The following is a 19,679-nucleotide window of genomic DNA, read 5'->3' on the forward strand; positions in this document are numbered from 1 at the left end:
CCCCCCCCCCCCCCCCCCCCCCCCCCCCCCCCCCCCCCGCCAACCCACGGAATGCTGCCTTTGACGTTGACGTTGACGTTGCTTCGGCGGGTGCCGGGTGCAACCCGGCCGCAACAGCCCCCTACCCCCGCAGCAGCATGAACGGCAGCAGCACCAGCGCCGTCGCACCCGCCATCCCCAGCAGCACCAGCACCACGAACAGCGGGCGCCGCCGCAGCAGGCTGCCGAACGTTTCGGCCGTGCCATCGCGCAGCGCCTGCTCGCGCTCGGCACGGATGCGCGGCGCCCGCTCGGCCTGGTAATCGGCCATCAGGGCCTTGGCGCGCGGCTGGTCCGCATCATCGCGCAGCCACAGGCCGCCATTGGAAATGCCCCAGGGGCTGGGTTCGGTGCGATACCAGGCGATGCCGTGCTGGTCCAGCAGGGCGCACACATCGGCGTACTCGTCGTCGCCGACATTGCGCAGGTTGAGCAGAAGTTTGGCCATGCCACCATGATACCCGGCGCCGATGCGCTACCCTTGCCGCCCGCGAACACCCTACGGAGACGCCCGATGCGCCGCCTGCTGCTTCCCCTACTGCTGTCCCTTGTTGCCGCCGGTTGTTCGTCCGAACCCGCCGGCCCGCCGCCGGGCGGCACCCTGACCACCTTCGAACGCATCGATACCCAGGTGGGCACCGGCGCCGAAGCCGTGCCCGGGCAGAAAGTGACCGTGCACTACACCGGTTGGATCTACGACAACCGCACCGAGAACAAGCACGGCAAGACCTTCGACAGCTCGGTCGGCCGCGGCCAGCCCTTCGTCTTTGCGCTCGGCGCCGGCCAGGTCATCCGTGGCTGGGACGAAGGCGTGGCCGGCATGAAGGTAGGCGGCAAGCGCACCCTGATGATCCCGCCGGAGTATGGCTATGGCGACCGTGGCGTCGGCCCGATCCCGGCCGGCTCTTCGCTGGTGTTCGACGTCGAGCTGCTCGATGTCCAACCCTGATCTGCAACCGCCGCGCCGCGTCGCCGTGGTCGGCGGCGGCCCGGCTGGCCTGTTCGCCGCCGAGCGCCTGCGCGCGGCCGGCTTGGAGGTCGATCTGTACGAGGCCAAGGGCTCGCCCGGCCGCAAGTTCCTGATTGCCGGCAAAGGCGGACTGAACTTGACCCATTCCGACGAACGGCCGTTGTTCGACAGCCGTTACCGCGAACACAGCGCCGCCGTGGGTGACTGGCTGGACGGCTTCGATGCACAGGCGCTGCGCGACTGGGCCGCAGGGTTCGGCGTGGACACCTACGTCGGCAGTTCCGGCCGGGTGTTCCCGGTGGACCGCAAGGCAGCCCCGCTGCTGCGCGGCTGGGTACGGCGCCTGAAGGAACAGGGCGTGCGCCTGCACGTCAATCATCGCTGGACCGGCTGGGCCGATGACGGTGCCCTGCAGTTCGCCAGTGAACACGGCGAGGTGCGCGTGCACGCCGATGCCACGGTACTGGCCCTGGGCGGCGGCAGCTGGCCGCAGCTGGGCAGCGATGGCGCCTGGGTGGCGCCGCTGCAGGCGCGCGGCGTGGATGTCGCGCCGTTGCAGTCGGCCAACTGTGGATTCGACGTGGACTGGAGCCCGCATTTCGCCCAGCGCCATGCCGGCGCCCCACTCAAGCCGGTGGTGGCCCACTGGACCGATCTGCAGGGTCGGACGCAATCGCTGCAGGGTGAGTGCGTGGCCAGCAGCTATGGCATCGAAGGCAGCCTGGTCTACGCGCTGGCCGCCGATCTGCGCGACACCATCAACCGCGATGGCCACGCCGTGCTGGCGCTGGATCTTGTACCCGGCCGCGACGAGGCACGCCTGCTGGCCGACCTGTCACGGCCACGCAAGGGCCGCAGCTTCGGTGAACACCTGCGCCGCCAGGCCGGCCTGGATGCGGTGAAGGCTGCGCTGGTGTTCGAGCACCTGGGCAAGGACGCAGGCAACGATCTGCCGGCCGTGGCAGCAACGCTCAAGCGCCTGCCCCTGCGTCTGCTGCGACCGCGACCGATGGCCGAGGTGATCAGCACCGCCGGCGGTGTGCGGCTGCAGGCCATGGACCGCCAGCTGATGCTCAGTGCCCTGCCCGGCGTGTTCTGCGCCGGCGAGATGCTGGACTGGGAAGCGCCGACCGGCGGCTACCTGCTGACCGCGTGCTATGCCAGCGGGTTGCGCGCGGCTGAAGGCGTGGTGGCGTGGCTGGCAGCGCGCTGACCCAGCCTTTGTAGAGTCGAGCTTGCTCGACTGATGGAAAAACAGTCGAGCATGGCTCGACTCTACAAGAGCGGAAAAGCAGTCGAGCAAGCTCGACCCTACAAGAGCGGAAAAGCAGTCGAGCAAGCTCGACTCTACACGGGGCGGTGCATGCGCACCGAGGCCAGGGCTACGCCGCTGGGGTGCGGGTACACCTCCTCCCGGTCGGCCACGAAGCCCTGCCGCTGGTAGAACGCTACGGCATTGAGCGAGGCCGACAGCACCACCTCACGGCTGGGATCGGCCATCGCCAGCAACCGCTGCATCAGCGCCTGGCCAATACCCTGCCCGCCGCGGTCGGGATCCACGAACAACGCGTCGACCTCGTTGGCGTCGCTGTCGAGCACGCCAAACCCCAGCAGTGCGCCCTGCGCATCCTCAGCCACCACGCAGCCGCCCTGCCCCAGCAGCCGCGCGTACTGCGACGGTGGCGGCGAGGCCGACCACGGTGCAATCACCTCAGGCGGATAGTGGCTGCTGCAGGTCTCGCGCACGCAGCGGGTGCGCAGCGCCCACAGGGTGGCTACATCGTCGGTGGTGCCGGTTCTGAACTGCATGGCATGTCCTTGTAGAGTCGAGCCATGCTCGACTGCATTGCGATCAATAAAAGCAGTCGAGCAAGCTCGACTCTACAACCGCGGTTACCGCGATTTGCTGGCGCGCAGCGCCTGGATGCGTGCCGGCGGCTGGAACGAGTCGCTGCGTGCATCGGCCCAGAACGCGTGGAATACCGCGTGATCGGGCACCTTGTGCAGCAGCTCGCCTGGTTCCAGATAGCGGTACAGCGTGGCCAGCGAACGGATCTCGACCGGCGAAACGCGACGCAGGATATGCTCCGGCCCCAACTCTGCAGGGTCGTTCAACCCGGCGGCACACAGCAGTTCCTTCAACGCGTGCAGCGTGTGCTCGTGGTAGCTGTACACGCGCGTGGCCTTGTCCGGTGCGTCCAGGTGCTTCCAGCGCGCCGGGTTCTGGGTGGCAATGCCAGTCGGGCACTTGTCGGTGTGGCAGCTCAGCGACTGGATGCAGCCCAGCGCGAACATGAAGCCACGGCCGGCATTGCACCAGTCCGCGCCCAGCGCGATGGTGCGCGCGATGTCGAACGCACTGGTGATCTTGCCGGCCGCGCCAATGCGGATGTGTTCGCGCAGGTCCAGCCCAACCAGGGTGTTGTGCACCAGCAGCAGCGCCTCATGCATGGGCACGCCCACGTGATCGACGAACTCGGCCGGTGCCGCGCCGGTGCCGCCCTCGGCGCCGTCCACCACGATGAAATCAGGGCGCAGGCCGGTTTCGTGCATGGCCTTGGCGATGCCGAACCATTCCCAGGGATGGCCGATGGCCAGCTTGAAGCCCACCGGCTTGCCGCCGGACAGCTCGCGCAGGCGGGCAACGAACTGCAGCAGTTCCACCGGTGTGGAAAACGCCGAATGGCGCGAAGGTGACACGCAGTCCACGCCCATCGGCACACCGCGGGTGGCGGAAATCTCAGCGGTGACCTTCGGCGCCGGCAACACGCCGCCGTGGCCAGGCTTGGCGCCCTGGGACAGCTTGATCTCGATCATCTTCACCTGATCGTGGCTGGCGTTGGCGACGAAGCGCTCTTCGCTGAAGCCGCCTTTCTCGTCGCGGCAGCCGAAATAGCCCGAACCGATCTCCCAGACCAGATCCCCGCCCATTTCGCGGTGGTAGGGCGAAATCGAGCCTTCGCCGGTGTCGTGGTAGAAGCCACCGCGGCGGGCACCGTCGTTCAGCGCGCGGATCGCGTTGGCCGACAGCGATCCGAAGCTCATCGCGGAAATATTGAACACGCTTGCCGAATAGGGCTTCGCACAGGTCGGTCCGATCAGCACGCGGAAATCATGCTTGCCGATCGTGGTCGGTGCCAGCGAGTGGTTGATCCACTCGTAATCCACCGCGTAGGTGCTGCGCAGGGTGCCGAACGGCACCGTGTCCATTTCATTCTTGGAGCGTTGGTAGATCAGCGCGCGCTGCTGGCGCGAGAACGGGACGTCTTCCAGGTCGCTCTGCACGAAGTACTGGCGGATCTCCGGGCCGATTGATTCAAGCCCGTAACGGAAATGGGCCATGACCGGGTAATTGCGGCGCAGCGTGCTGCGCTTCTGCAGCAGGTCCCAGCAGCCCAGCGCCACCATCGCCGCGGACAGGCCAACGCCCCAGTACCAGGCGGGCCAGAGTGTCGCCAGCCACAAACTGACCGGCAGCATCAGGATGGCGAGCACGAAGACAATGTAGCGGTGCATGGCGTTCCTCGGTTGCAACTGGCCCCGAGTCTACCCCGCCACGGGTGTACGCCCGCTAGAGGCGATCATCGACCACGCTGCGCGGCCAGGCAGACTTCACGTCGTAGACCAGCCCGCCGGGCCCCAGCAGCGCGCGGATCTGCCCCTCGTCCAATGCGGTGAAGGCGGCGTGCGCCACCGCCAGCACCACCGCGTCATAGACGCCCTGCTGCGGCTGCTGCAACCACTGCACGCCGGTGTCGGCCAGTGCCGCCGGCCCCACCCAGGGGTCGCTAACGTCCACCTGCGCGCCACTTTCCTGCAGCCGCTGCGCCAGCTCCAGCGCACGACTGTTGCGCAGGTCCGGGCACTCTTCCTTGAAGGTCACGCCCAGCACCAGGATGCGCGACTGCGCCGGGCTGCGCCCCCGCTCGGCCAGCATTGCCAGCACCCGCTCGGCCACATGTTCGCCCACCCGGTTGTTGACCTGGCGGGCGGTGTGGATCAGATCGGGGTGGTAGCCCACGCTCTCGGATTTGTGCAGCAGGTAGTACGGGTCCACGCCGATGCAATGGCCACCGACCAGGCCTGGCCGGAACGGCAGGAAATTCCACTTGCTGCCTGCCGCGTCGAGTACATCCTGGGTATCGATGCCCAGGCGGTCGAAGATCAGTGCCAGCTCGTTCACCAGGGCGATGTTTACGTCGCGCTGGATGTTCTCCACCACCTTGGCGGCCTCGGCCACGCGCATCGAGGGCGCCGGGAAGGTGCCCGCGCGGATGATCTGCCGGTACAGCCCATCGATCACCGCCGCCACTTCGGGCGTCGAACCGGAGGTGATCTTGCGGATGTCGGCCAGCCGCCGCGCGCGATCGCCGGGGCTGACCCGTTCCGGGCTGTAGCCGCAGTAGAAGTCTTCATTGAAGCGCAGGCCCGAGCCCTGCTCCAGCAGCGGCACGCAGACTTCCTCGGTGGTGCCGGGGTAGACGGTGGATTCGTAGACCACCACGTCGCCACGGCGCAGACGGCTGGCAATCAGGCGCGTGGCCGAGCGCAGCGGCTCCAGGTCCGGCTGCTCGTAGGCATCGATCGGGGTCGGCACGGTCACGATGTACACATTGCAGGCATCAAGCTGCGCCGGGTCACTGCTGTAACGCAGCTGCGTGGCCGTGGCCAGCTCGTCGGGTTCCATTTCAAGGGTGTGGTCCTGGCCGCCACGAAGCTCGGCGATCCGCGCTTCATCGATGTCATAGCCCAGGGTGGGCAGATGCTGGCCGAAGGCCACCGCCAGTGGCAGGCCGACATAACCCAGGCCGATCACGGCCGGCGCAGGCGCCAGCGCCGCGCTGATCGGCGCGCTCAAGCGCAATACCCCATGGGCATCATCAAGGTGCAAGGGCTCATCCGGGCATCCGCAGGCGTTCAAACATGCGTACAAGAGTAACGGCCATGGCCGCTGCAGGTCACGCCCGCGTGCGTCCCGACCCTAGCCCAGGCTGACCGCGGCCGGCTCCAGTTCACCGTGCCCGCCCATCCACGAACGCAGCAGCAGCGCGAAGCCGTTGCCGGGCCAATGCGGATCGTTGTCGAAGCCATGCCAGGGGGCTGCCACGATGCTGGCCAGCGCACCGGGATCGATCATGCGGTTGGCCATGGTCCAGCGCGGGAACCAGCGCGCCTGCAGCGGGCCTGCGGCCAGTTCGGTCAGGCAGGCATGGCGGCGCGCATTGAAGATGCGCGCGTGTACCGAAGCCAGGCCATCACGCGGGCCTTCGGCGTACTGCAGGAAACGGGTGCCGTCGTACATCAGCACACCGGTGACCCCGGCCATGCGGTTGAACGCGGTGGCATCGGCCAGCAAGGCGTCCAGCGCAGGCAGGTCCAGCCCTTCGCAGGCCGTACTGACGTAGGCGAACGCGTGCAACGACATGGCCCATCCCCCCTGGTGGATGAATGGGACTATGCCACGAAGCGGGCGTACTGCCTACGACCGCTATTCCGGCGGCGCTTCCACCTGATAGCCACGCTGCTGCAGCGCCTGCAGGTAGCCCTCGCCCAGCAGCAGGCTGACCGGCACGGTGGCGAAGGTGGCCGCATGCTTCTGCAGCGCGTTGTCCACGCCCTGCAGCCAGCGCTGGCGTACCTGCTCGGGCAGATTGCTCCAGCCGCGACGGCGCACGAAGGCCGACTCCTGCAACACTTCGCGGCAGGTCTGCGCCATGGCCGAGCCGGACAGCCGGCGCAACGCTGCCACATCGCCCAGCGCCCAGGCATTGGCACGCTCACGCAGCACCGGGGCCTGGAATTCGACCGTATCGAGCGTGCGCTCGAAACAGGCGCGGTCATCCACTTCGGTCACCTGCAGTTCCTTCAGCGTGGCCCGCGCATCGTCGATCTTCAGGGTGACCTTCAGTGCCTCCGGCTGCAGGTCGCGCGCCTTGTAGAGCCGCTGCAGCGCCTTGTCCACCTGCCGGCCATCGCGCAACCCGTTACGCTTCAGGAAGGCCTGGTACAGACGACCGGACGCCACCAGCGGGCGCTCCTTCTCGACACCGCGATCGCTGCCCAGGTAGGTCTGCTTGAGCTGCAGCCAGCGCGCGTAGGTCGGTGCCGACAGGACCTGCTGCAGCGTGCGCCCCTGCGGATCGCGCGCGCTGCGGCGTGCCAGCGGCAGCAGGGTCAGGCCCTTCAGCAGCCCCACCTGCGCATCGACCTTGAAGCCCGGTTCGCCCAGCACGTGATCGACCCCGGCGATGGTGCGCTCGACTTCGTCCGGTCGCCATTCCACGCCCGCCGGCAAGGGCGAAACCGTGCCCAGTATCCACAGCACATGTCCCTGCGGCGCGGTCACTTTCCACAGGCCGGGGCCGGGCTGCTCGCCGGTGACCTGCACGGTGGCCATGTCCACCACGCCATCGGCCGGCAGCGGGCGCTGCTGCGCGCCCAACGGAGCCGTTGCCAGCAGCAGCACCGACAGCCCCAGAACCATCCTTCGCATGCGCCGTCGTGCCATGTCGCCCTTCCTGTGTGCGTTGGCGGACTGTAGCGGGGCGCGCACGGCCCTGCGTAAAAGCCGCGTTAGCCGCTGTCGGCCGGGTCGATTCGGCTACAATCGGCGCGCGCTGCAGGCCCGGATGGCGAAACTGGTAGACGCATCGGACTTAAAATCCGCCGGGGGCAACCCCATGCCGGTTCGATTCCGGCTCCGGGCACCACCCAGGTCAACCAAGGATTCCCATGCACAGGATGTGCCTGCTGCTGTTGCTGGCGCTTGCCCTCAGCGCGCGCGGCGCCACACCGGTCTACAGCGACCTGGGCGACTGGCAACTGACCTGCGACAACCGCAATGACTGCGTGGCCGTAGCCCGCGCGGTGGGCTATGCCGGCCATCTGCGCATCAGCCGCGCGGGCGGCCTGCGCAGCGTGCCGCAGCTTGAACTGTTCGCGCCGGGCGTTTCCGCGCCGCACTGGCAGGTCGATGGCGATACCCCCGCCTTCGACGATCCCGGCCGTGTCCTGGCGCCCGGGCACCAGCAATGGACCGGAATGGCGGCCGTACGCGCTCGCCTGCAGAGCCTGCACGGCGGCCACGTATTGAATTACGGCGCACAGGACATCGAATCGATTTCCCTGAGCGGGGTGGACGCGCTGCTGCAGGCCTTCGACCGTGCCCAGGGGCGCAGCGGCACCGACGATGGGCTGCTGCCCGGAACCGCTACGGCGCAGGCACACCTGCGCGACGCCCTGCCCAGCCTGTCGACGCCGGCGCTTGCCCAGCGGGTGCTGTCGGCGACCGCGCGCGCGAACCTCATCGCCGACCTGCGCAGGCTGCAGGCACCGGCATTGGCCCAGCTGCACTGCGATGCGGACGATGACAGCCTGTCCCGCGCGCACGACGACGCCTGGGCGATCGACGCCACGCACGATCTGGTGTTCATCGGCTGCCAGGCCGGCATGTACAACGCCAACGTGGTGGCCTTCGTGGTCGCCGACGGTCAGTTGCCGCAAACGCGGCCACTGCAACTGGAGGTGGCCGACGCCCCGGCAGTGAGCGACGAAGCATCCGGCTTCGTGCTGCCGCGGCTGGGCTGGCCACGCTTCGATGCCGCCCATGGCCGCCTGGCCGAAACCACCCTGTTCCGCGGCGCCGCCGATTGCGGCCACGCGGCCAGCTGGCGCTGGGATGGCAGGCAGTTCCAGATCGAGACCCTGCAGCTGCAGCGCAACTGCATCGGCGGCGAACCCGGTGACTGGCCGCTGCTGTGGCGCAGCGTGGGCGGCCCGAGCAATGTCGCCCGCCAGTACGGCCCGCTGCGGGCCGAATGATGTAATCGCTCAGATCGCCCGCGAGTAACACGGTTGCTGCTGCGCGCGCAGGTACGGGTCGAAACACATCGCCAGCAACCGCAGGAGTGGCCGGCCCGGCTCGGTGGCGCGCACCACGCCATCGCGGTACTCGGCCAGTCCGTCGCCCTGCAGCCGCTGCACGGCCTGCAGGTCCTCGGCGAAGTACTGCTCGAAATCCACAGCGTGGCGCTGCCCCAGCACTGCCCCATCCACTTCGCCCTGGCACATCAACTGCTGGATCAGCTCGGCACGCAGCTGGTCATCGGCGCTCAGAGCCACGCCGCGCCAGACCGGCAGCTGGCCCTGGTCCACGGCCGCTTCCCACGCCGGCAGTTCGCGCGGGTTCTGGCTGTAGGTGGCGCCCACATGGCTGATCGCACTCACGCCCAGGCCCAGCAGATCGGTATCGGCATGGGTGGTGTAGCCCATGAAGTTGCGGTGCAGCTGCCCGGCACGCTGGGCCCGCGACAGATCTTCTTCGGGCAGGGCGAAGTGGTCCATGCCGATGTACTGGTAGCCGGCAGCGGACAAGCGCTCCACCGCCAGGCCCAGCAACGCCAGCTTGTCCTCCGGCGACGGCAACCGGGTCTCGTCGATCTGCCGCTGCGCGCGGAACAGATGCGGCAGATGCGCGTAGCCGTACACCGCCAGCCGATCCGGGCGCAGTGCCAGCACCAGTTCCAGCGTGCGCCCGAAGCCTTCCAGACTCTGCCCGGGCAGGCCGTAGATCAGGTCCACGTTCACCGAGCGCATGCCGTTGTCACGGCAGGCCCGCAGGATGTCCAGGGTCTGCCGCACGCCCTGCACGCGGTTGATCGATTCCTGCACCTGCGGGTCGAAATCCTGCACGCCCAGGCTGGCGCGGTTGAAGCCCAGCCGAGCCAGCAACGCCACGTCGCCCACATCGATGAAGCGCGGGTCCAGTTCGATGGAGAAATCGCGATGGGCCGATTCGCTGAAGTCGAAGCGCCTGCGCAGCCCTTCCACCAGCGTGGTCATGGCCTCGGCGTCGAGGAAGTTCGGGGTGCCGCCGCCCAGGTGCAGCTGGATCACCTCGCGACCGTCGGCGAACTGCGGCGCCAGCAGGTCTGCCTCGGCCAGCACGCGCGCCACGTAGCTGTGGCCGCGGCTGCGGTCACGCGTGATGATCCGGTTGCAGCCACAGTAGAAGCAGGGGCTGCTGCAGTACGGCACGTGCACGTACAGCGACAGCGCGCGCGCCAGCGGGTTGCTGTCGGCAATGGCCTGGCGCAGCGCGGACGCATCGAAACCGTCGTGGAAGTGCGGCGCGGTGGGGTACGAGGTATAGCGCGGCCCGGGCCGGTCATGCCGGCGCAGCAGGTCGGGGTCGAAGGTCCAGGCCAGGCCGCCGGCGGCGGGAGAGAACGTGTCCATGGACCCAGCATCGCCCTGCCCCGGGCGGCACGCCTTGACCCAGATCAATCGCGGCCGGGAACACCCAGGACCGGCAGGCCCACCTGCGGCCAGCGCAGCATCTGGTAGCGGCGCCAGAAGGTATCGGCGATGCGCGCGGCCACGTCGTCGGCCAGCGCCTGCATCGGCGGGTTCCCGCATTCGGCCGTGGTCTGCCGGAACAGCACCAGCCAGCGGTCGAACAGATCCTTGTCCAGGGCGATGGCCATGTGTTTGGACATCGGCGAGCCCTTGAAACGGCGCGTGCCGCGCAGCATGGCCGACCAGAAATCGACCAGCTGTTCCAGGTGTGCCGGCCAGTCGTGCACATGCCCGCCGAACACCGGGCCCAGGCGATCTTCCTGGCGCACCCGCGCGTAGAAATCGTGCACGAGTCGGGTCACCTCGGCTTCGCTGCACAGCTCCAGCGACGCGGTGGGAATTTCAGGCGGGGACGTTGCGTTCATGCAGGGGCACCAGAAGCGTTGCAGCAGTGTGGTGCCAGCCTTCACCGCCACCGTTGATCCAGATCAATGTCGGCGCCGGGCACCGCGCATAGGCTGACGCGCTTGCAGGACCCACGCCCCGCGCATGCCGCGCCCGCCACGGCGAAGTATACGCGGCGCCCACCACCCCGAGCCCGCACGCACATGAACACACCGCATTCCAGCCGCCGCCAGCGGTTGATCCAGCACTGGGGCGCGATCCTGTGGCCCAGCTTCGTCGCCGCCGGCCTGGCCAGCGTGATCTTCTTCGCCTTCGTCGACCCGCTGCGGCTGCAGGCGATCAGCTTTCCTGGCACAGCCATCAGCCGTGAACTGGGCTACAGCGTGGGCTTTTTCATGTTCTGGTCGGTCACCGCGCTGGCCAGTGCGGTGACCGGATACCTGCTGCGTCCCATGGCTGAAGACGACGACGAGCTGCCGCTGGGATGAGCGCGCCCGTCCGCTCCCGCCACTGGCACTGGCGCGGCCCCCTGCGGGTGGGCCTGCTGGCGCTGTTCTACGCCCTGCCGTGGCTGCAGTGGAATGGGCGCCAGGCGCTGCTGCTGGATCTGGCCGCGCGCCGCTTCGACCTGTTCGGCTGGACCCTGTGGCCCGATGACGTGGGGGTGCTGCTGGGCCTGCTGGCGGTGGCGGCCGTCGCGTTGGCCCTGTTGACCCACTTGGCCGGGCGGGTCTGGTGTGGCCATGCCTGCCCGCAGACGCTGTGGTCGGCGGCCTTCGACACGCTGGCGCGGGCGGCCAGGCGCGCCCTGCCGGCGTCGCTTGCGGCTCCGGCCACGCAGACGGCGTGGCTGCTGTTGTCGCTGTGGACCGGGTTGACCCTCGTGGGTCTGTTCAGCCCGATCCGCGCGCTGCTGGCGGCCGCCCCGCACGCCGGTTGGAGCGGCTGGGAGACCTTCTGGGTGCTGTTCTACGCGGCCGCCACCTGGGGCAACGCGGGCTTCCTGCGCGAACAGGTGTGTCGTTCGTTGTGCCCGTTCGCACGGATGCAGCCGCTGCTGACCGATCCCGATACCCCGCGCATGCTGTACGACGCGCCGCGCGGCGAACCCCGCGGCCTGCGTCCGGCCGGGCTGGGCGGTGTGCTGGAACGGGGTCGCGGCGTGTTGGATCCGACCACGGCACAGGACTACGTATTCCGCGCCGCGCATCCGCTGCTGGCCGGGCCGCTGCCGTCCTTCCCGGATGATCGCCTGGGCGACTGCCTGGATTGCGCGGCCTGCGTGGCCGCCTGCCCGATGCAGCTGGACATCCGCCACGGCCCCCAGGCCGACTGCCTGGCCTGTGGCGCCTGCCTGGAAGCCTGTGCCGAGCAGCAGCAGAACGCGGGTTTCGGCGCCGCGCTGGTGCGCTACTGCAGCCCGCAGACCATGGCAGGCCAGCCACGACGCTGGTGGCGACCACGCACGCTGGGGCTGCTGGCCATGCTGCTGGGGCTGCTGGCCATGCTGCTGGCGCTGTTGGGATGTGGTGCCTGGCGATTGCTGTGAATCAGCGCGTGCGATCGGCGTCCGGCGGCACCAGCTGGGCGCGGCGGACGATGCCGAGCTGTTCGATGATCAGCGCCATTTCGTTGGTCACTTCGGTGCGGGCGGTGCCCTGCGGTACCAGCCGGTTGAGCACCTGCTGGTAGGTATCCCAGAACGCGGGGCCGCATCCGTGTCTGTGGTAGCTGGCTTCCAGTTCGCGGCGTACCCGTTCAGCCAAGCCATGCATGCCGTATTCCATACGACCTCCGTTGGACTTGTTCTGCATCAGTGACGGACGACCACTTGCGATCCTGCTGCTGCCACTCCCGGCCTTCACAACCGGCTGATGCCAATTAGTCACAATTTTCACGACAGGTCAATTACAAGCCGCACGTTTTTCGATTGAAATTATTAATCGTTCATGCTGAGAGGTGCGGGCGCCAACCGGTCCATAGGCGACAGATCGCCCGCGCGATAGGTCGGGCGCCAATCGGAAGGCACGGTTCGATTGAATTTCCCTATTTTGTTAAGCGCACTTAGCGTTTTCTGCAGCCCGAGGTAATCGCGCCATACTCTGTCGCAAATCAGACGTTTTCGCCCTCAGGGCTCCGGTTGGCCGGGAACAGATGCGGGTAGCGCTGCTGCAGGATGTAGCGGCGCAGCGGCGGTATGGGGAAGTCCCGGGGCCATTGGGACACCGCAGAACGGCTGACACCAAAGAATCGGGCCAGTTCCGCGTCGGTGCGGAACCCGAGCCGGGTGCGGACCTGTCGTTTGTTCCAGAAGTCAGGCATGGGCTGTTCCATTCATCAATCGGCCCGATGGTGCGCCAAGGATTCTTCGGCATCCACGCGTTAAGCTGGCTTGCATAGATGAATACTCTTGGACAACGACTCGCCGCCGCCATGAAGGACGCCGGGCACCCCCGCCCGGCCGACCTGGCCCGCGCCGCCGATACCACCACGGCCACGATCAGCAACTGGCTCAACGACCACGTCAAACCCGGCCATGTGAAGGCCGAGCAGCTGTTCCGCATTGCCGATGCGGTGAAGCTTGACCCGCGCGAACTGCTGCTGGGCCCGGAAGGGCGCGGCGTGGGCGAGCACGGCACGGCATACATGTACATGCCCAGCGAGGCCTATCTGGATGTCTGGCAGACGGCCTGCGAAATCGTCGCGCGCCTGCTGGAGCAGCGCGGCCTGACCGTTGATTACCGCCGCCGCGCCGCACTGGAACTGATGGCGCACGACCTGCTGATGGAAGGCCTGCACCGCACGAAGGTGGCGCGGGTGGTGATGACCTCGCTGCCCTGACGCCATCGGCACTGGTAGCATGCGGGTTGATGGGGATGGGGCTCCCCGACAACCGCCAGATGGCTGATGGCTCCTGCCGTACAACGAACCGGCGTTCGTTGATGGCAGGCCCGTGCCCGCCATCGCCCACGCCTCCGCACCCGTGCAGCACAGACGAGGCCTGCCATGCAGACAATGAACAATTATTTCCTGGTTTTCCTGGGCGGTGGCGCCGGCGCCTGCCTGCGCCATGCGTGCAACCTGCTGGGCGCACGGGTGGCGGCCAGCAGCGGCTGGCCCTGGTCCACGTTCCTGGTGAACCTGAGCGGCGCCGTGCTGATGGGCGTGGTGGTGGAGGCCTTCGCGCTGCGCCACGGGGCATCGCCGCAGCTGCGGCTGCTGCTGGCCACCGGCGTGCTGGGCGGGTATACGACGTTTTCGACCTATGCGCTGGAAATCGGCCTGCTGCTGCAGCGCGGACAGCACGGCTTGGCCGCCCTGTATGCGGGCGGCTCGGTGGCACTGGGCGTGGCCGGCCTGTTTGCCGGCATGAAACTGAGCCGGCTGCTGGGCTGAGGCCTAGGCCGCGCGCGCCTGCCCGCGCCACTGCCGCGGCGACTGCCCGGTGTGTGCCTTGAAGGCGCGCGACAGGGCCGCCTCGCTGCCGTAGCCCACTTCGTCGGCAATGATCTTCAACGGCCGCCCCTGGCGCAGCGCCTGCTGCGCAAGGCCCACCCGCCAGCCCTGCAGGTAGTGGCCCGGCGTGGTGCCCATCGCCTGGCGGAAACTGGCCGCGAACACGCTGCGCGACATGCCGGCCACGTCGGCCAGGGTTTCCAGCGTCCAGGCCTGGGCCGGCGCCTCGTGCATCGCCACCAGCGCAAGCCGCAGCCGCGGGTGGCCCAAGCCGGCGAACAGGCCACCGCGCATCTCGCCGCCTTCCATCAGCTGGCGCAGCACCTGGATCATCACCACCTCGAACAAGCGGTTGACCATTGCCGTGCGGCCGCAGCGCTGCTCGAAGGCCTCCTCGAACAACAGCTCCAGCGCGGTGCCACCGCCGTGCAGATCGGCCAGCGGCATGCACAGGAAGTCAGGCAGCGCGGCACTGATCGGGTTCAACCGCCCGCCCTCGAAGGACAGGTTGGCGCAGGCCATGTCCGCCCCCTGCTGCGGGTCGGTGTGGAAGCGATGCGGCATCGGTCGCGGGTACAGCAGCAGGCTGGGCGCGTCGATCTGCAGCGTGTGTTGGCCGTGGCTAACCTGCAGCGGCCCGCGCCGGACCAGATGCAGCTGGCCCAGCTCATCCTCGCCCTGCAGGCTGTTGATGCCGCACAGCGCGCCGGCGTGGAAGACCGAGGCGGTGACCGCGAAGCGGTCAAGCAGGATGGCAAGACGATCGACCATGGACAAACTCCGGATCAAGCATTGCGATGCTATATACGACAAATCGTATCGGAAACGGCCCGCTAGCGCTGGGCACTGGTCCGCGCGCAGGGGCGGCGCTATACAGGCACCACCCCATCACGCAAGGAGGCACCGATGTCGATCCGGACCCTGCTGGCCAGCCTGCCGCTGGTGCTGGCCACGACGGCCAGCCAGGCCGCGGACCCGCCATCGATCAGCCAGCTGCAGTGGCTGAGTGGCTGCTGGCAACTGCAGGGTGCGCCCAGCGGATCGGGCGAGCAGTGGTCAAGCCTGGCCGGCGGCACCCTGCTGGGCAGCAGCCGCACCCTGCGCGACGGGCAGACGGTGGGGTTTGAATTCATGCAGCTGCGCCAGCACGACAACGGCCGCCTGGTGTTCACCGCCCTGCCCAACGGCCGCGATGCAACCGACTTCATCGCCACACGGGTGGACGCAGACAACGCGGTGTTCGAGAACCGCGACAATGATTTTCCGCAGCGCATCCACTACCGCCGCGTGGACGCGCAGCACGTGCTGGCACGCATCGACATCGCCCGTGACGAACCCGGCAGGGCCATCGACTTCCCGATGCAGCGCGTGGCCTGCGCCGACGGCGCGACCGCAGGCACCGCGCGCACTCTGGACGGTGTACTGCAGGGCGCCCCCTGGAGGCTGGACGTTCCTGCCGCCTGGAACGGCGAGCTGGTGATGCTCGCCCACGGCTATGAGCCCAAGGGGGTGCCGCGGCCGACACCGATGCCCGCCAACGACGCCACCGCCGCCCTGACCGGCGCGGGGTTTGCCGTGGCGCAGAGTGCCTATGCCTCGCAGGGCTGGGCCGTTGCCGATGCCATCGCAGATACCGAACGTCTGCGCCGCCAGGTGCTGGCGCAGTTGCCAGCGCTGCGGCACACCTGGCTGCTGGGCTTTTCCATGGGCGGCGCGGTGACCCTGGCCACCCTTGAACGCACGCCGCAGGGCTACGACGGCGGCGTGGCGCTGTGCGGCGCCAACCTGCCTGGCGAGGTACTGGCCAGCGATCTGCTGACCACCCTCGTCGCGTTCGACTATTTCTTCCGCCAAGCCGAGGGCCTGCCGCGTGGCGGATTGCTGGCTGCCGAGACCGCGGCCCTGCCGCAGGCGACGCTGTACCAGGGCATCGCCACCGCGTTGCAGGGCGATGCGGACGCCGCCGCGTTGTTGGCCATACGCCTGCAGGTGCAGCCCGATGCGCTGGCGGGCACGATCAGCCTGCATGCGCTGGTGCTGCACGAGCTGATCGAACGTGCCGGCGGCATGCCGGTGGGCAACGTCGCGGTGCGCTACAGCGGCTTCGGCGATGATGCCGCATTCAATGCCGGCGTCGCACGCGTGCGTGCCGCGCCTGCCGCACAGCGCTACGTGCGCGGACCGCTGGCCCTGACCGGCGCGCTGCAACGACCGGTGGCACTGCAGTTCAACACAGGCGATCCGACCATCGTGCCGCACATGCAGGCGGTGTATCCGCAGTTGGCAACGCGCGCCGGGGCGACTGCGCGACTGCGGCAGTTGCCTGCAGCAGGGGAAGGCCACTGCGGCTTCAGCGATGCACAGGTACTGCAGGCCCTGCAGACCGTGCGCGCCGTGGTCGTCCCCGCCGCCCTGCACGGCGAAGGCGCCGCGCTACGATAGAGCGTTTCCTCATGCTGCTGCAGCGATGGCCTTTTTCGAACGACTGAGCGATACCCGCTACCTGCCCACCGCCCACACCAGCGGCGCGTGGAACATCCACGAGCAGCACATCGCACCGGCGATCGGCCTGCTGGCCCACCACATCGAGCGCGATGCCGCCGCGCGCGGACATGGCTTCGTGATCGGGCGCCTGTCCTACGACATCCTGGGCACGATTCCGATCGACGCGATGGACGCGCGCGTGGAAGTCCTGCGTGGCGGTCGCACCATCGAACTGGTGGAAGCCACGCTGCTGCACGACGGTCGGGCCGCACTGCGCGCGCGCGCCTGGCTGCTGCGCCCGAACGCGACCGGCGCCATCGCCGGAACGCCGATCGCGCCCCTGCCCTCGGCCGAGATCATGCCGGCGTGGGATCCGGCCAGCGTGTGGCCGGGCGGTTTCATCCAGAACGTGCAGGTCCGCCGCCTGGACCAAGGGCCCGGCCGCGCGCAGTACTGGGCACGGGCACTACAGCCGCTGCTGGCCGACGAGCCGGTGAGTGCGCTGGCGCGCGCGGCCACCCTGTTCGATCTGTCCAACGGCATGGCCGTGCGCGCCGACCCGAAGGACATTGCCTTCCCCAACCTGGACCTGACCGCGCATCTGTTCGCGCTGCCGCAGGGCGAGTGGCTGGGCTTCGATACGTCGGTATCGTTCGGACCACAGGGCATCGGTCTGACCAGTACCGTGCTGCACGACATGCACGGCCCGATCGGCAGCATCGGCCAGGTGCTGACCGTGCGGCCGTGATTCCCGCAGTACTCAGCCGCCCAGCGTCCCCATGGTGAAGATGTAGCCGGACCGCATCAGGAAATCGCGCATGCGCAGTTCAGCGGTGCGCGGCGATGCCAGGTCTGCCGGCGCGTACAGCGCATAGACGGTGCCGTGGCCTTCGTTGCGTTCGCGCCGCACCCCGCAGTGGCGGGTTCCCGCGGCTGTCACCCAGCCATCCTTCAACTGGTCGGGCCCGATCGACTGCCCGTTCTTCAGCCGGAACGTGAGCCAGCGGACGTCGGCAATCGGCTGCTTCATGCGCAGTCCCCCGCGCGGTGCCCTTCGGTGTTCATGTGCTTGCCTGCCATCGCCGCTCCTGACTACCTGGACCCCGACCATAGCGCCTTGGCATGTCTTGGCGGTTTGAGACTGGGCCGGCGCCCGCGGGCTCAGCGGGCGGCGCTGGTGGGCTGGCTGTACTTGTCGTGGACTTCCTTTTCGCGGTCGCGGCGCGCGGCCGAACAGCGGTCGCGTGCGGCCGACATCTGCCCATCGGCGGCACTGCGTTCGGCGCTGAGCGACTGCTGCAGGCTGGAGATCTGCGCGCGGATGCCGGCATCGGCGGTGGCACCGGCCAAGCTGTCGCTGGTGGCGGCCAATTGGCGATTCAGATCGGCGACCTGGCGGCTGACCGCCTGCGAGCGTGCGTCCAACGGGCCGTAGATGCGTGACTGCTCGCTCTGCAGGCAGTTGCGCTCGGCAATACCGGCATCCGTCAACTCCGTGGTGCGATACACCGCCGAACGATTGGCCGCTTCACCGGCGGTTTCAGTCGCCGCGCGGTTCGAACGCAGCTTCACCGATTCGGCACCCTTGCCGCAGGGGTCCTGCGAATAGACCGTTTCGCCGGACGCGCCCTTGCACTTGTACACCTGCGCCGACGCCCATGGTGCGGCCGCCAGCAGTGCAATACCCAGGACGACCTTCAATATCGCGTGCATGGCAGACCTCCTGTCCACGGGCCGCGTGACCCAACGCCGCTACGCTACGCTCGCAGCGGGCCGGCGGCAAATGTGAACGATGCAGCCCGATCACACCGTTGCCGCGTGCGCCACGACGTTGCGCTGGAACAAACCATCGGCCAACGCCTGGATCTGCGCGCGCAGCGCCAGCCACTGCAGCCACTGCGGCGGAATGCCGGCCATGCCGTGGAAGGCACCGGCCAGCTGCCCCGCCACTGCAGCGGTGGTGTCGGCGTCGTCACCCAGATTGGCGGCTTCCAGCACCACCGCAGCGAAATCATCGTGCTGCGCGAAGCACCACAACGCCGCTTCCAGACTGTCCACCACGTAACCGCTGCCACGGATCTGCCCGCGACTGCGCGGGCGGTAGCCACCGGCGGCGATGTCACGCAGGCGCTCGCTTTCCACGGCCACGTCGCGCAGGTCCAGCACCTGCGCCTTGCTGGCACCGGCCAGTGCCCGCTGCAGCGCGACCGCGAACAGGCGGCACGCATCCAGGCATTCGCGCGCGGCGTGGGTGGTGCGCGAGCTCAGTTCGGCCATGGCCGGCAGTTCTGGCAGGCCGGCGTAGCGCAGCACCACCGGTGCCAGGCGCATGATCGAACCATTGCCGGCACTGCGCGGATCGTCGTTGCCGGCCAGCGGCTGACCGGTCAGCAGGAACTGATCGAGCGCCGAACGCGTGGCCATGCCGATATCGAAGCATTCGCCGGTGGCGCTCCAGTAACCGTGCCGATACCAGTTCGCATAGCGGTTCATCTGGTCGCGTGCATCGAAGTCATCACAGCGCAGCAGGCTTTCGGCCAGGCACATGGCCATGGACGTGTCGTCGGTCCATTGCCCGCGCTGCAGGTTGAACGGACCGCCGCCCACCATGTCGGTGAGGGGCATGAAGCTGCCGCGTGGCTTGAATTCAACGGTGGTGCCAACGGCATCACCGCAGGCGAGGCCCAGCAGCGCGCCGCGGAAGTTGTCGATCGGATTCATCGGTTCAGTGTACGCCGCGGTGGTGCGACGGCACTGAGCGACCCGGCACACTTGCCGCGAGCAATGAACACGCGGAAAGCAAAAAAAAAGCCCGGACCGGAGTCAGGGCTTTCTATCTGGAGGCCTCAAGCGGAATCGAACCGCTGTAAACGGATTTGCAATCCGGTGCATAGCCACTCTGCCATGAGGCCAACATACCGCTACCAGGGGGTGGCCCTGATATGACAAAACCCCGTGATGGGGCTCTGTCGGAACATGGAGCGGGAAACGAGACTCGAACTCGCGACCTCAACCTTGGCAAGGTTGC

At 68.2% G+C, this 19,679-nt stretch carries 23 protein-coding genes, 2 tRNA genes, 1 pseudogene and 1 riboswitch; of the genes and pseudogenes, 11 read left to right on the top strand and 15 right to left on the bottom strand.

Features of this window, described 5'->3' with window-relative positions; all coding sequences use genetic code 11:
* Positions 1 to 121 precede the first annotated feature (121 nt).
* Positions 122 to 487, bottom strand: a complete 366-nt coding sequence (locus IAE58_RS15725) for a DUF6164 family protein (protein WP_199934179.1) — start codon at positions 485 to 487, stop codon at positions 122 to 124.
* A gap of 66 nt (positions 488 to 553) precedes the next feature.
* On the opposite strand from IAE58_RS15725, the gene IAE58_RS15730 reads away from it, so the two are divergent.
* Both IAE58_RS15730 and IAE58_RS15735 read left to right on the top strand, forming a co-directional pair.
* Positions 554 to 988 (top strand): FKBP-type peptidyl-prolyl cis-trans isomerase, encoded by a 435-nt coding sequence (locus IAE58_RS15730; protein WP_108749211.1) that lies wholly within the window; start codon positions 554 to 556, stop codon positions 986 to 988.
* Complete coding sequence (locus tag IAE58_RS15735; RefSeq protein WP_199934178.1) at positions 975 to 2,222, top strand: TIGR03862 family flavoprotein; 1,248 nt, start codon at positions 975 to 977, stop codon at positions 2,220 to 2,222. Before IAE58_RS15730 ends, IAE58_RS15735 begins: the two co-directional genes overlap by 14 nt.
* Before the next feature lie 134 nt (positions 2,223 to 2,356).
* Here IAE58_RS15735 and IAE58_RS15740 read toward each other — a convergent pair whose 3' ends face one another.
* The 5 genes from IAE58_RS15740 to IAE58_RS15760 form a co-directional block, all read right to left on the bottom strand.
* Entirely contained in the window at positions 2,357 to 2,818 is a 462-nt protein-coding gene (locus tag IAE58_RS15740; protein ID WP_199934177.1) for a GNAT family N-acetyltransferase, read from the bottom strand.
* 84 nt (positions 2,819 to 2,902) lie between these two features.
* Positions 2,903 to 4,525, bottom strand: coding sequence for an FMN-binding glutamate synthase family protein (locus IAE58_RS15745; RefSeq protein ID WP_199934176.1), 1,623 nt, complete (start codon positions 4,523 to 4,525; stop codon positions 2,903 to 2,905).
* A gap of 55 nt (positions 4,526 to 4,580) precedes the next feature.
* A complete protein-coding gene (locus tag IAE58_RS15750) occupies positions 4,581 to 5,867 on the bottom strand; it encodes a nucleotide sugar dehydrogenase (RefSeq protein ID WP_199934181.1) in 1,287 nt (428 codons plus the stop codon).
* 123 nt (positions 5,868 to 5,990) lie between these two features.
* A complete protein-coding gene (locus IAE58_RS15755) occupies positions 5,991 to 6,434 on the bottom strand; it encodes a BLUF domain-containing protein (RefSeq protein ID WP_199934175.1) in 444 nt (147 codons plus the stop codon).
* A gap of 63 nt (positions 6,435 to 6,497) precedes the next feature.
* Positions 6,498 to 7,502, bottom strand: a complete 1,005-nt coding sequence (locus IAE58_RS15760; protein WP_199934174.1) for a TraB/GumN family protein — start codon at positions 7,500 to 7,502, stop codon at positions 6,498 to 6,500.
* 130 nt (positions 7,503 to 7,632) lie between these two features.
* Here IAE58_RS15760 and IAE58_RS15765 point away from each other — a divergent pair.
* Positions 7,633 to 7,719 (top strand) — tRNA-Leu (locus IAE58_RS15765).
* 22 nt (positions 7,720 to 7,741) lie between these two features.
* Positions 7,742 to 8,830 carry a DUF1176 domain-containing protein gene (locus IAE58_RS15770; protein WP_199934173.1) on the top strand — a complete coding sequence of 363 codons (1,089 nt, stop codon included), beginning with the start codon at positions 7,742 to 7,744 and terminating at the stop codon, positions 8,828 to 8,830.
* 9 nt (positions 8,831 to 8,839) lie between these two features.
* Here the strand turns inward: IAE58_RS15770 and hemN are convergent, their stop codons facing one another.
* Positions 8,840 to 10,246 carry an oxygen-independent coproporphyrinogen III oxidase gene (gene hemN, locus IAE58_RS15775; protein ID WP_199934172.1) on the bottom strand — a complete coding sequence of 469 codons (1,407 nt, stop codon included), beginning with the start codon at positions 10,244 to 10,246 and terminating at the stop codon, positions 8,840 to 8,842.
* Between the two features lie 44 nt (positions 10,247 to 10,290).
* Positions 10,291 to 10,731 (bottom strand): group III truncated hemoglobin, encoded by a 441-nt coding sequence (locus IAE58_RS15780; RefSeq protein WP_108772558.1) that lies wholly within the window; start codon positions 10,729 to 10,731, stop codon positions 10,291 to 10,293.
* Positions 10,732 to 10,914: 183 nt separating this feature from the next.
* Between IAE58_RS15780 and IAE58_RS15785 the strand changes: the two genes are divergently transcribed.
* A complete protein-coding gene (locus IAE58_RS15785; protein ID WP_199934171.1) occupies positions 10,915 to 11,199 on the top strand; it encodes a hypothetical protein in 285 nt (94 codons plus the stop codon).
* Positions 11,196 to 12,260, top strand: a complete 1,065-nt coding sequence (locus tag IAE58_RS15790; RefSeq protein ID WP_199934170.1) for a 4Fe-4S dicluster domain-containing protein — start codon at positions 11,196 to 11,198, stop codon at positions 12,258 to 12,260. The genes IAE58_RS15785 and IAE58_RS15790 overlap by 4 nt, the downstream gene beginning before the upstream one ends.
* A 1-nt stretch (position 12,261) precedes the next feature.
* Here the strand turns inward: IAE58_RS15790 and IAE58_RS15795 are convergent, their stop codons facing one another.
* Positions 12,262 to 12,498 (bottom strand): hypothetical protein, encoded by a 237-nt coding sequence (locus IAE58_RS15795; protein WP_108749200.1) that lies wholly within the window; start codon positions 12,496 to 12,498, stop codon positions 12,262 to 12,264.
* 325 nt (positions 12,499 to 12,823) lie between these two features.
* Positions 12,824 to 13,033: a hypothetical protein gene (locus IAE58_RS15800; RefSeq protein WP_199934169.1), complete on the bottom strand. Its 210-nt coding sequence runs from the start codon at positions 13,031 to 13,033 to the stop codon at positions 12,824 to 12,826.
* 78 nt (positions 13,034 to 13,111) lie between these two features.
* Here IAE58_RS15800 and IAE58_RS15805 point away from each other — a divergent pair, with 78 nt between their 5' ends.
* Together IAE58_RS15805 and crcB are read left to right on the top strand one after the other, a co-directional pair.
* Positions 13,112 to 13,552 carry a helix-turn-helix domain-containing protein gene (locus IAE58_RS15805; protein ID WP_233614986.1) on the top strand — a complete coding sequence of 147 codons (441 nt, stop codon included), beginning with the start codon at positions 13,112 to 13,114 and terminating at the stop codon, positions 13,550 to 13,552.
* A gap of 22 nt (positions 13,553 to 13,574) precedes the next feature.
* Positions 13,575 to 13,635, top strand: a riboswitch (Fluoride riboswitch).
* 82 nt (positions 13,636 to 13,717) lie between these two features.
* Positions 13,718 to 14,107: a fluoride efflux transporter CrcB gene (gene crcB, locus IAE58_RS15810; RefSeq protein WP_199934168.1), complete on the top strand. Its 390-nt coding sequence runs from the start codon at positions 13,718 to 13,720 to the stop codon at positions 14,105 to 14,107.
* A gap of 3 nt (positions 14,108 to 14,110) precedes the next feature.
* On the opposite strand, the gene IAE58_RS15815 is transcribed toward crcB, so the two are convergent.
* Complete coding sequence (locus IAE58_RS15815; protein WP_199934167.1) at positions 14,111 to 14,938, bottom strand: AraC family transcriptional regulator; 828 nt, start codon at positions 14,936 to 14,938, stop codon at positions 14,111 to 14,113.
* A 135-nt stretch (positions 14,939 to 15,073) separates the two neighbouring features.
* On the opposite strand from IAE58_RS15815, the pseudogene IAE58_RS15820 reads away from it, so the two are divergent.
* The 3 genes and pseudogenes from IAE58_RS15820 to IAE58_RS15830 all read left to right on the top strand — a co-directional run.
* Positions 15,074 to 15,475: pseudogene (locus IAE58_RS15820) on the top strand (DUF6265 family protein); the annotation flags it as partial.
* Between the two features lie 51 nt (positions 15,476 to 15,526).
* Positions 15,527 to 16,609: a hypothetical protein gene (locus tag IAE58_RS15825; protein WP_233614987.1), complete on the top strand. Its 1,083-nt coding sequence runs from the start codon at positions 15,527 to 15,529 to the stop codon at positions 16,607 to 16,609.
* 25 nt (positions 16,610 to 16,634) lie between these two features.
* A complete protein-coding gene (locus IAE58_RS15830) occupies positions 16,635 to 17,399 on the top strand; it encodes a thioesterase family protein (protein ID WP_199934166.1) in 765 nt (254 codons plus the stop codon).
* Between the two features lie 12 nt (positions 17,400 to 17,411).
* Here the strand turns inward: IAE58_RS15830 and IAE58_RS15835 are convergent, their stop codons facing one another.
* The 4 genes from IAE58_RS15835 to IAE58_RS15850 all read right to left on the bottom strand — a co-directional run bounded on the left by IAE58_RS15835 (position 17,412) and on the right by IAE58_RS15850 (position 19,563).
* The gene (locus IAE58_RS15835; RefSeq protein ID WP_108749195.1) at positions 17,412 to 17,681 is read right to left on the bottom strand and encodes a hypothetical protein; all 270 of its coding nucleotides are present in this window, start codon (positions 17,679 to 17,681) and stop codon (positions 17,412 to 17,414) included.
* Between the two features lie 131 nt (positions 17,682 to 17,812).
* Entirely contained in the window at positions 17,813 to 18,364 is a 552-nt protein-coding gene (locus IAE58_RS15840; protein ID WP_199934165.1) for a DUF4124 domain-containing protein, read from the bottom strand.
* Between the two features lie 90 nt (positions 18,365 to 18,454).
* Positions 18,455 to 19,372: an ADP-ribosylglycohydrolase family protein gene (locus IAE58_RS15845; protein ID WP_199934164.1), complete on the bottom strand. Its 918-nt coding sequence runs from the start codon at positions 19,370 to 19,372 to the stop codon at positions 18,455 to 18,457.
* 117 nt (positions 19,373 to 19,489) lie between these two features.
* Positions 19,490 to 19,563: transfer RNA gene (locus tag IAE58_RS15850), tRNA-Cys, on the bottom strand.
* Between the last annotated feature and the right edge of the window lie 116 nt (positions 19,564 to 19,679).

This window comes from Stenotrophomonas sp. S49 (assembly GCF_016624905.1).
Lineage (GTDB): Bacteria > Pseudomonadota > Gammaproteobacteria > Xanthomonadales > Xanthomonadaceae > Stenotrophomonas.

What these genes read in the sequence shown, in the direction of transcription:
- IAE58_RS15825 (WP_233614987.1), top strand. Translation starts at nt 15,527, where the DNA reads ATGCAGCGCGTGGCCTGCGCCGACGGCGCGACCGCAGGCACCGCGCGC.
- crcB (WP_199934168.1), top strand. Translation starts at nt 13,718, where the DNA reads ATGCAGACAATGAACAATTATTTCCTGGTTTTCCTGGGCGGTGGCGCC.
- IAE58_RS15725 (WP_199934179.1), bottom strand. Translation starts at nt 487, where the DNA reads ATGGCCAAACTTCTGCTCAACCTGCGCAATGTCGGCGACGACGAGTAC.
- IAE58_RS15790 (WP_199934170.1), top strand. Translation starts at nt 11,196, where the DNA reads ATGAGCGCGCCCGTCCGCTCCCGCCACTGGCACTGGCGCGGCCCCCTG.
- IAE58_RS15745 (WP_199934176.1), bottom strand. Translation starts at nt 4,525, where the DNA reads ATGCACCGCTACATTGTCTTCGTGCTCGCCATCCTGATGCTGCCGGTC.
- IAE58_RS15780 (WP_108772558.1), bottom strand. Translation starts at nt 10,731, where the DNA reads ATGAACGCAACGTCCCCGCCTGAAATTCCCACCGCGTCGCTGGAGCTG.
- IAE58_RS15740 (WP_199934177.1), bottom strand. Translation starts at nt 2,818, where the DNA reads ATGCAGTTCAGAACCGGCACCACCGACGATGTAGCCACCCTGTGGGCG.
- IAE58_RS15795 (WP_108749200.1), bottom strand. Translation starts at nt 12,498, where the DNA reads ATGGAATACGGCATGCATGGCTTGGCTGAACGGGTACGCCGCGAACTG.
- IAE58_RS15815 (WP_199934167.1), bottom strand. Translation starts at nt 14,938, where the DNA reads ATGGTCGATCGTCTTGCCATCCTGCTTGACCGCTTCGCGGTCACCGCC.
- IAE58_RS15845 (WP_199934164.1), bottom strand. Translation starts at nt 19,372, where the DNA reads ATGAATCCGATCGACAACTTCCGCGGCGCGCTGCTGGGCCTCGCCTGC.
- IAE58_RS15755 (WP_199934175.1), bottom strand. Translation starts at nt 6,434, where the DNA reads ATGTCGTTGCACGCGTTCGCCTACGTCAGTACGGCCTGCGAAGGGCTG.
- IAE58_RS15805 (WP_233614986.1), top strand. Translation starts at nt 13,112, where the DNA reads ATGAATACTCTTGGACAACGACTCGCCGCCGCCATGAAGGACGCCGGG.
- IAE58_RS15800 (WP_199934169.1), bottom strand. Translation starts at nt 13,033, where the DNA reads ATGCCTGACTTCTGGAACAAACGACAGGTCCGCACCCGGCTCGGGTTC.
- IAE58_RS15835 (WP_108749195.1), bottom strand. Translation starts at nt 17,681, where the DNA reads ATGAAGCAGCCGATTGCCGACGTCCGCTGGCTCACGTTCCGGCTGAAG.
- IAE58_RS15735 (WP_199934178.1), top strand. Translation starts at nt 975, where the DNA reads ATGTCCAACCCTGATCTGCAACCGCCGCGCCGCGTCGCCGTGGTCGGC.
- IAE58_RS15770 (WP_199934173.1), top strand. Translation starts at nt 7,742, where the DNA reads ATGCACAGGATGTGCCTGCTGCTGTTGCTGGCGCTTGCCCTCAGCGCG.
- IAE58_RS15730 (WP_108749211.1), top strand. Translation starts at nt 554, where the DNA reads ATGCGCCGCCTGCTGCTTCCCCTACTGCTGTCCCTTGTTGCCGCCGGT.
- IAE58_RS15830 (WP_199934166.1), top strand. Translation starts at nt 16,635, where the DNA reads ATGGCCTTTTTCGAACGACTGAGCGATACCCGCTACCTGCCCACCGCC.
- IAE58_RS15760 (WP_199934174.1), bottom strand. Translation starts at nt 7,502, where the DNA reads ATGCGAAGGATGGTTCTGGGGCTGTCGGTGCTGCTGCTGGCAACGGCT.
- IAE58_RS15840 (WP_199934165.1), bottom strand. Translation starts at nt 18,364, where the DNA reads ATGCACGCGATATTGAAGGTCGTCCTGGGTATTGCACTGCTGGCGGCC.
- hemN (WP_199934172.1), bottom strand. Translation starts at nt 10,246, where the DNA reads ATGGACACGTTCTCTCCCGCCGCCGGCGGCCTGGCCTGGACCTTCGAC.
- IAE58_RS15785 (WP_199934171.1), top strand. Translation starts at nt 10,915, where the DNA reads ATGAACACACCGCATTCCAGCCGCCGCCAGCGGTTGATCCAGCACTGG.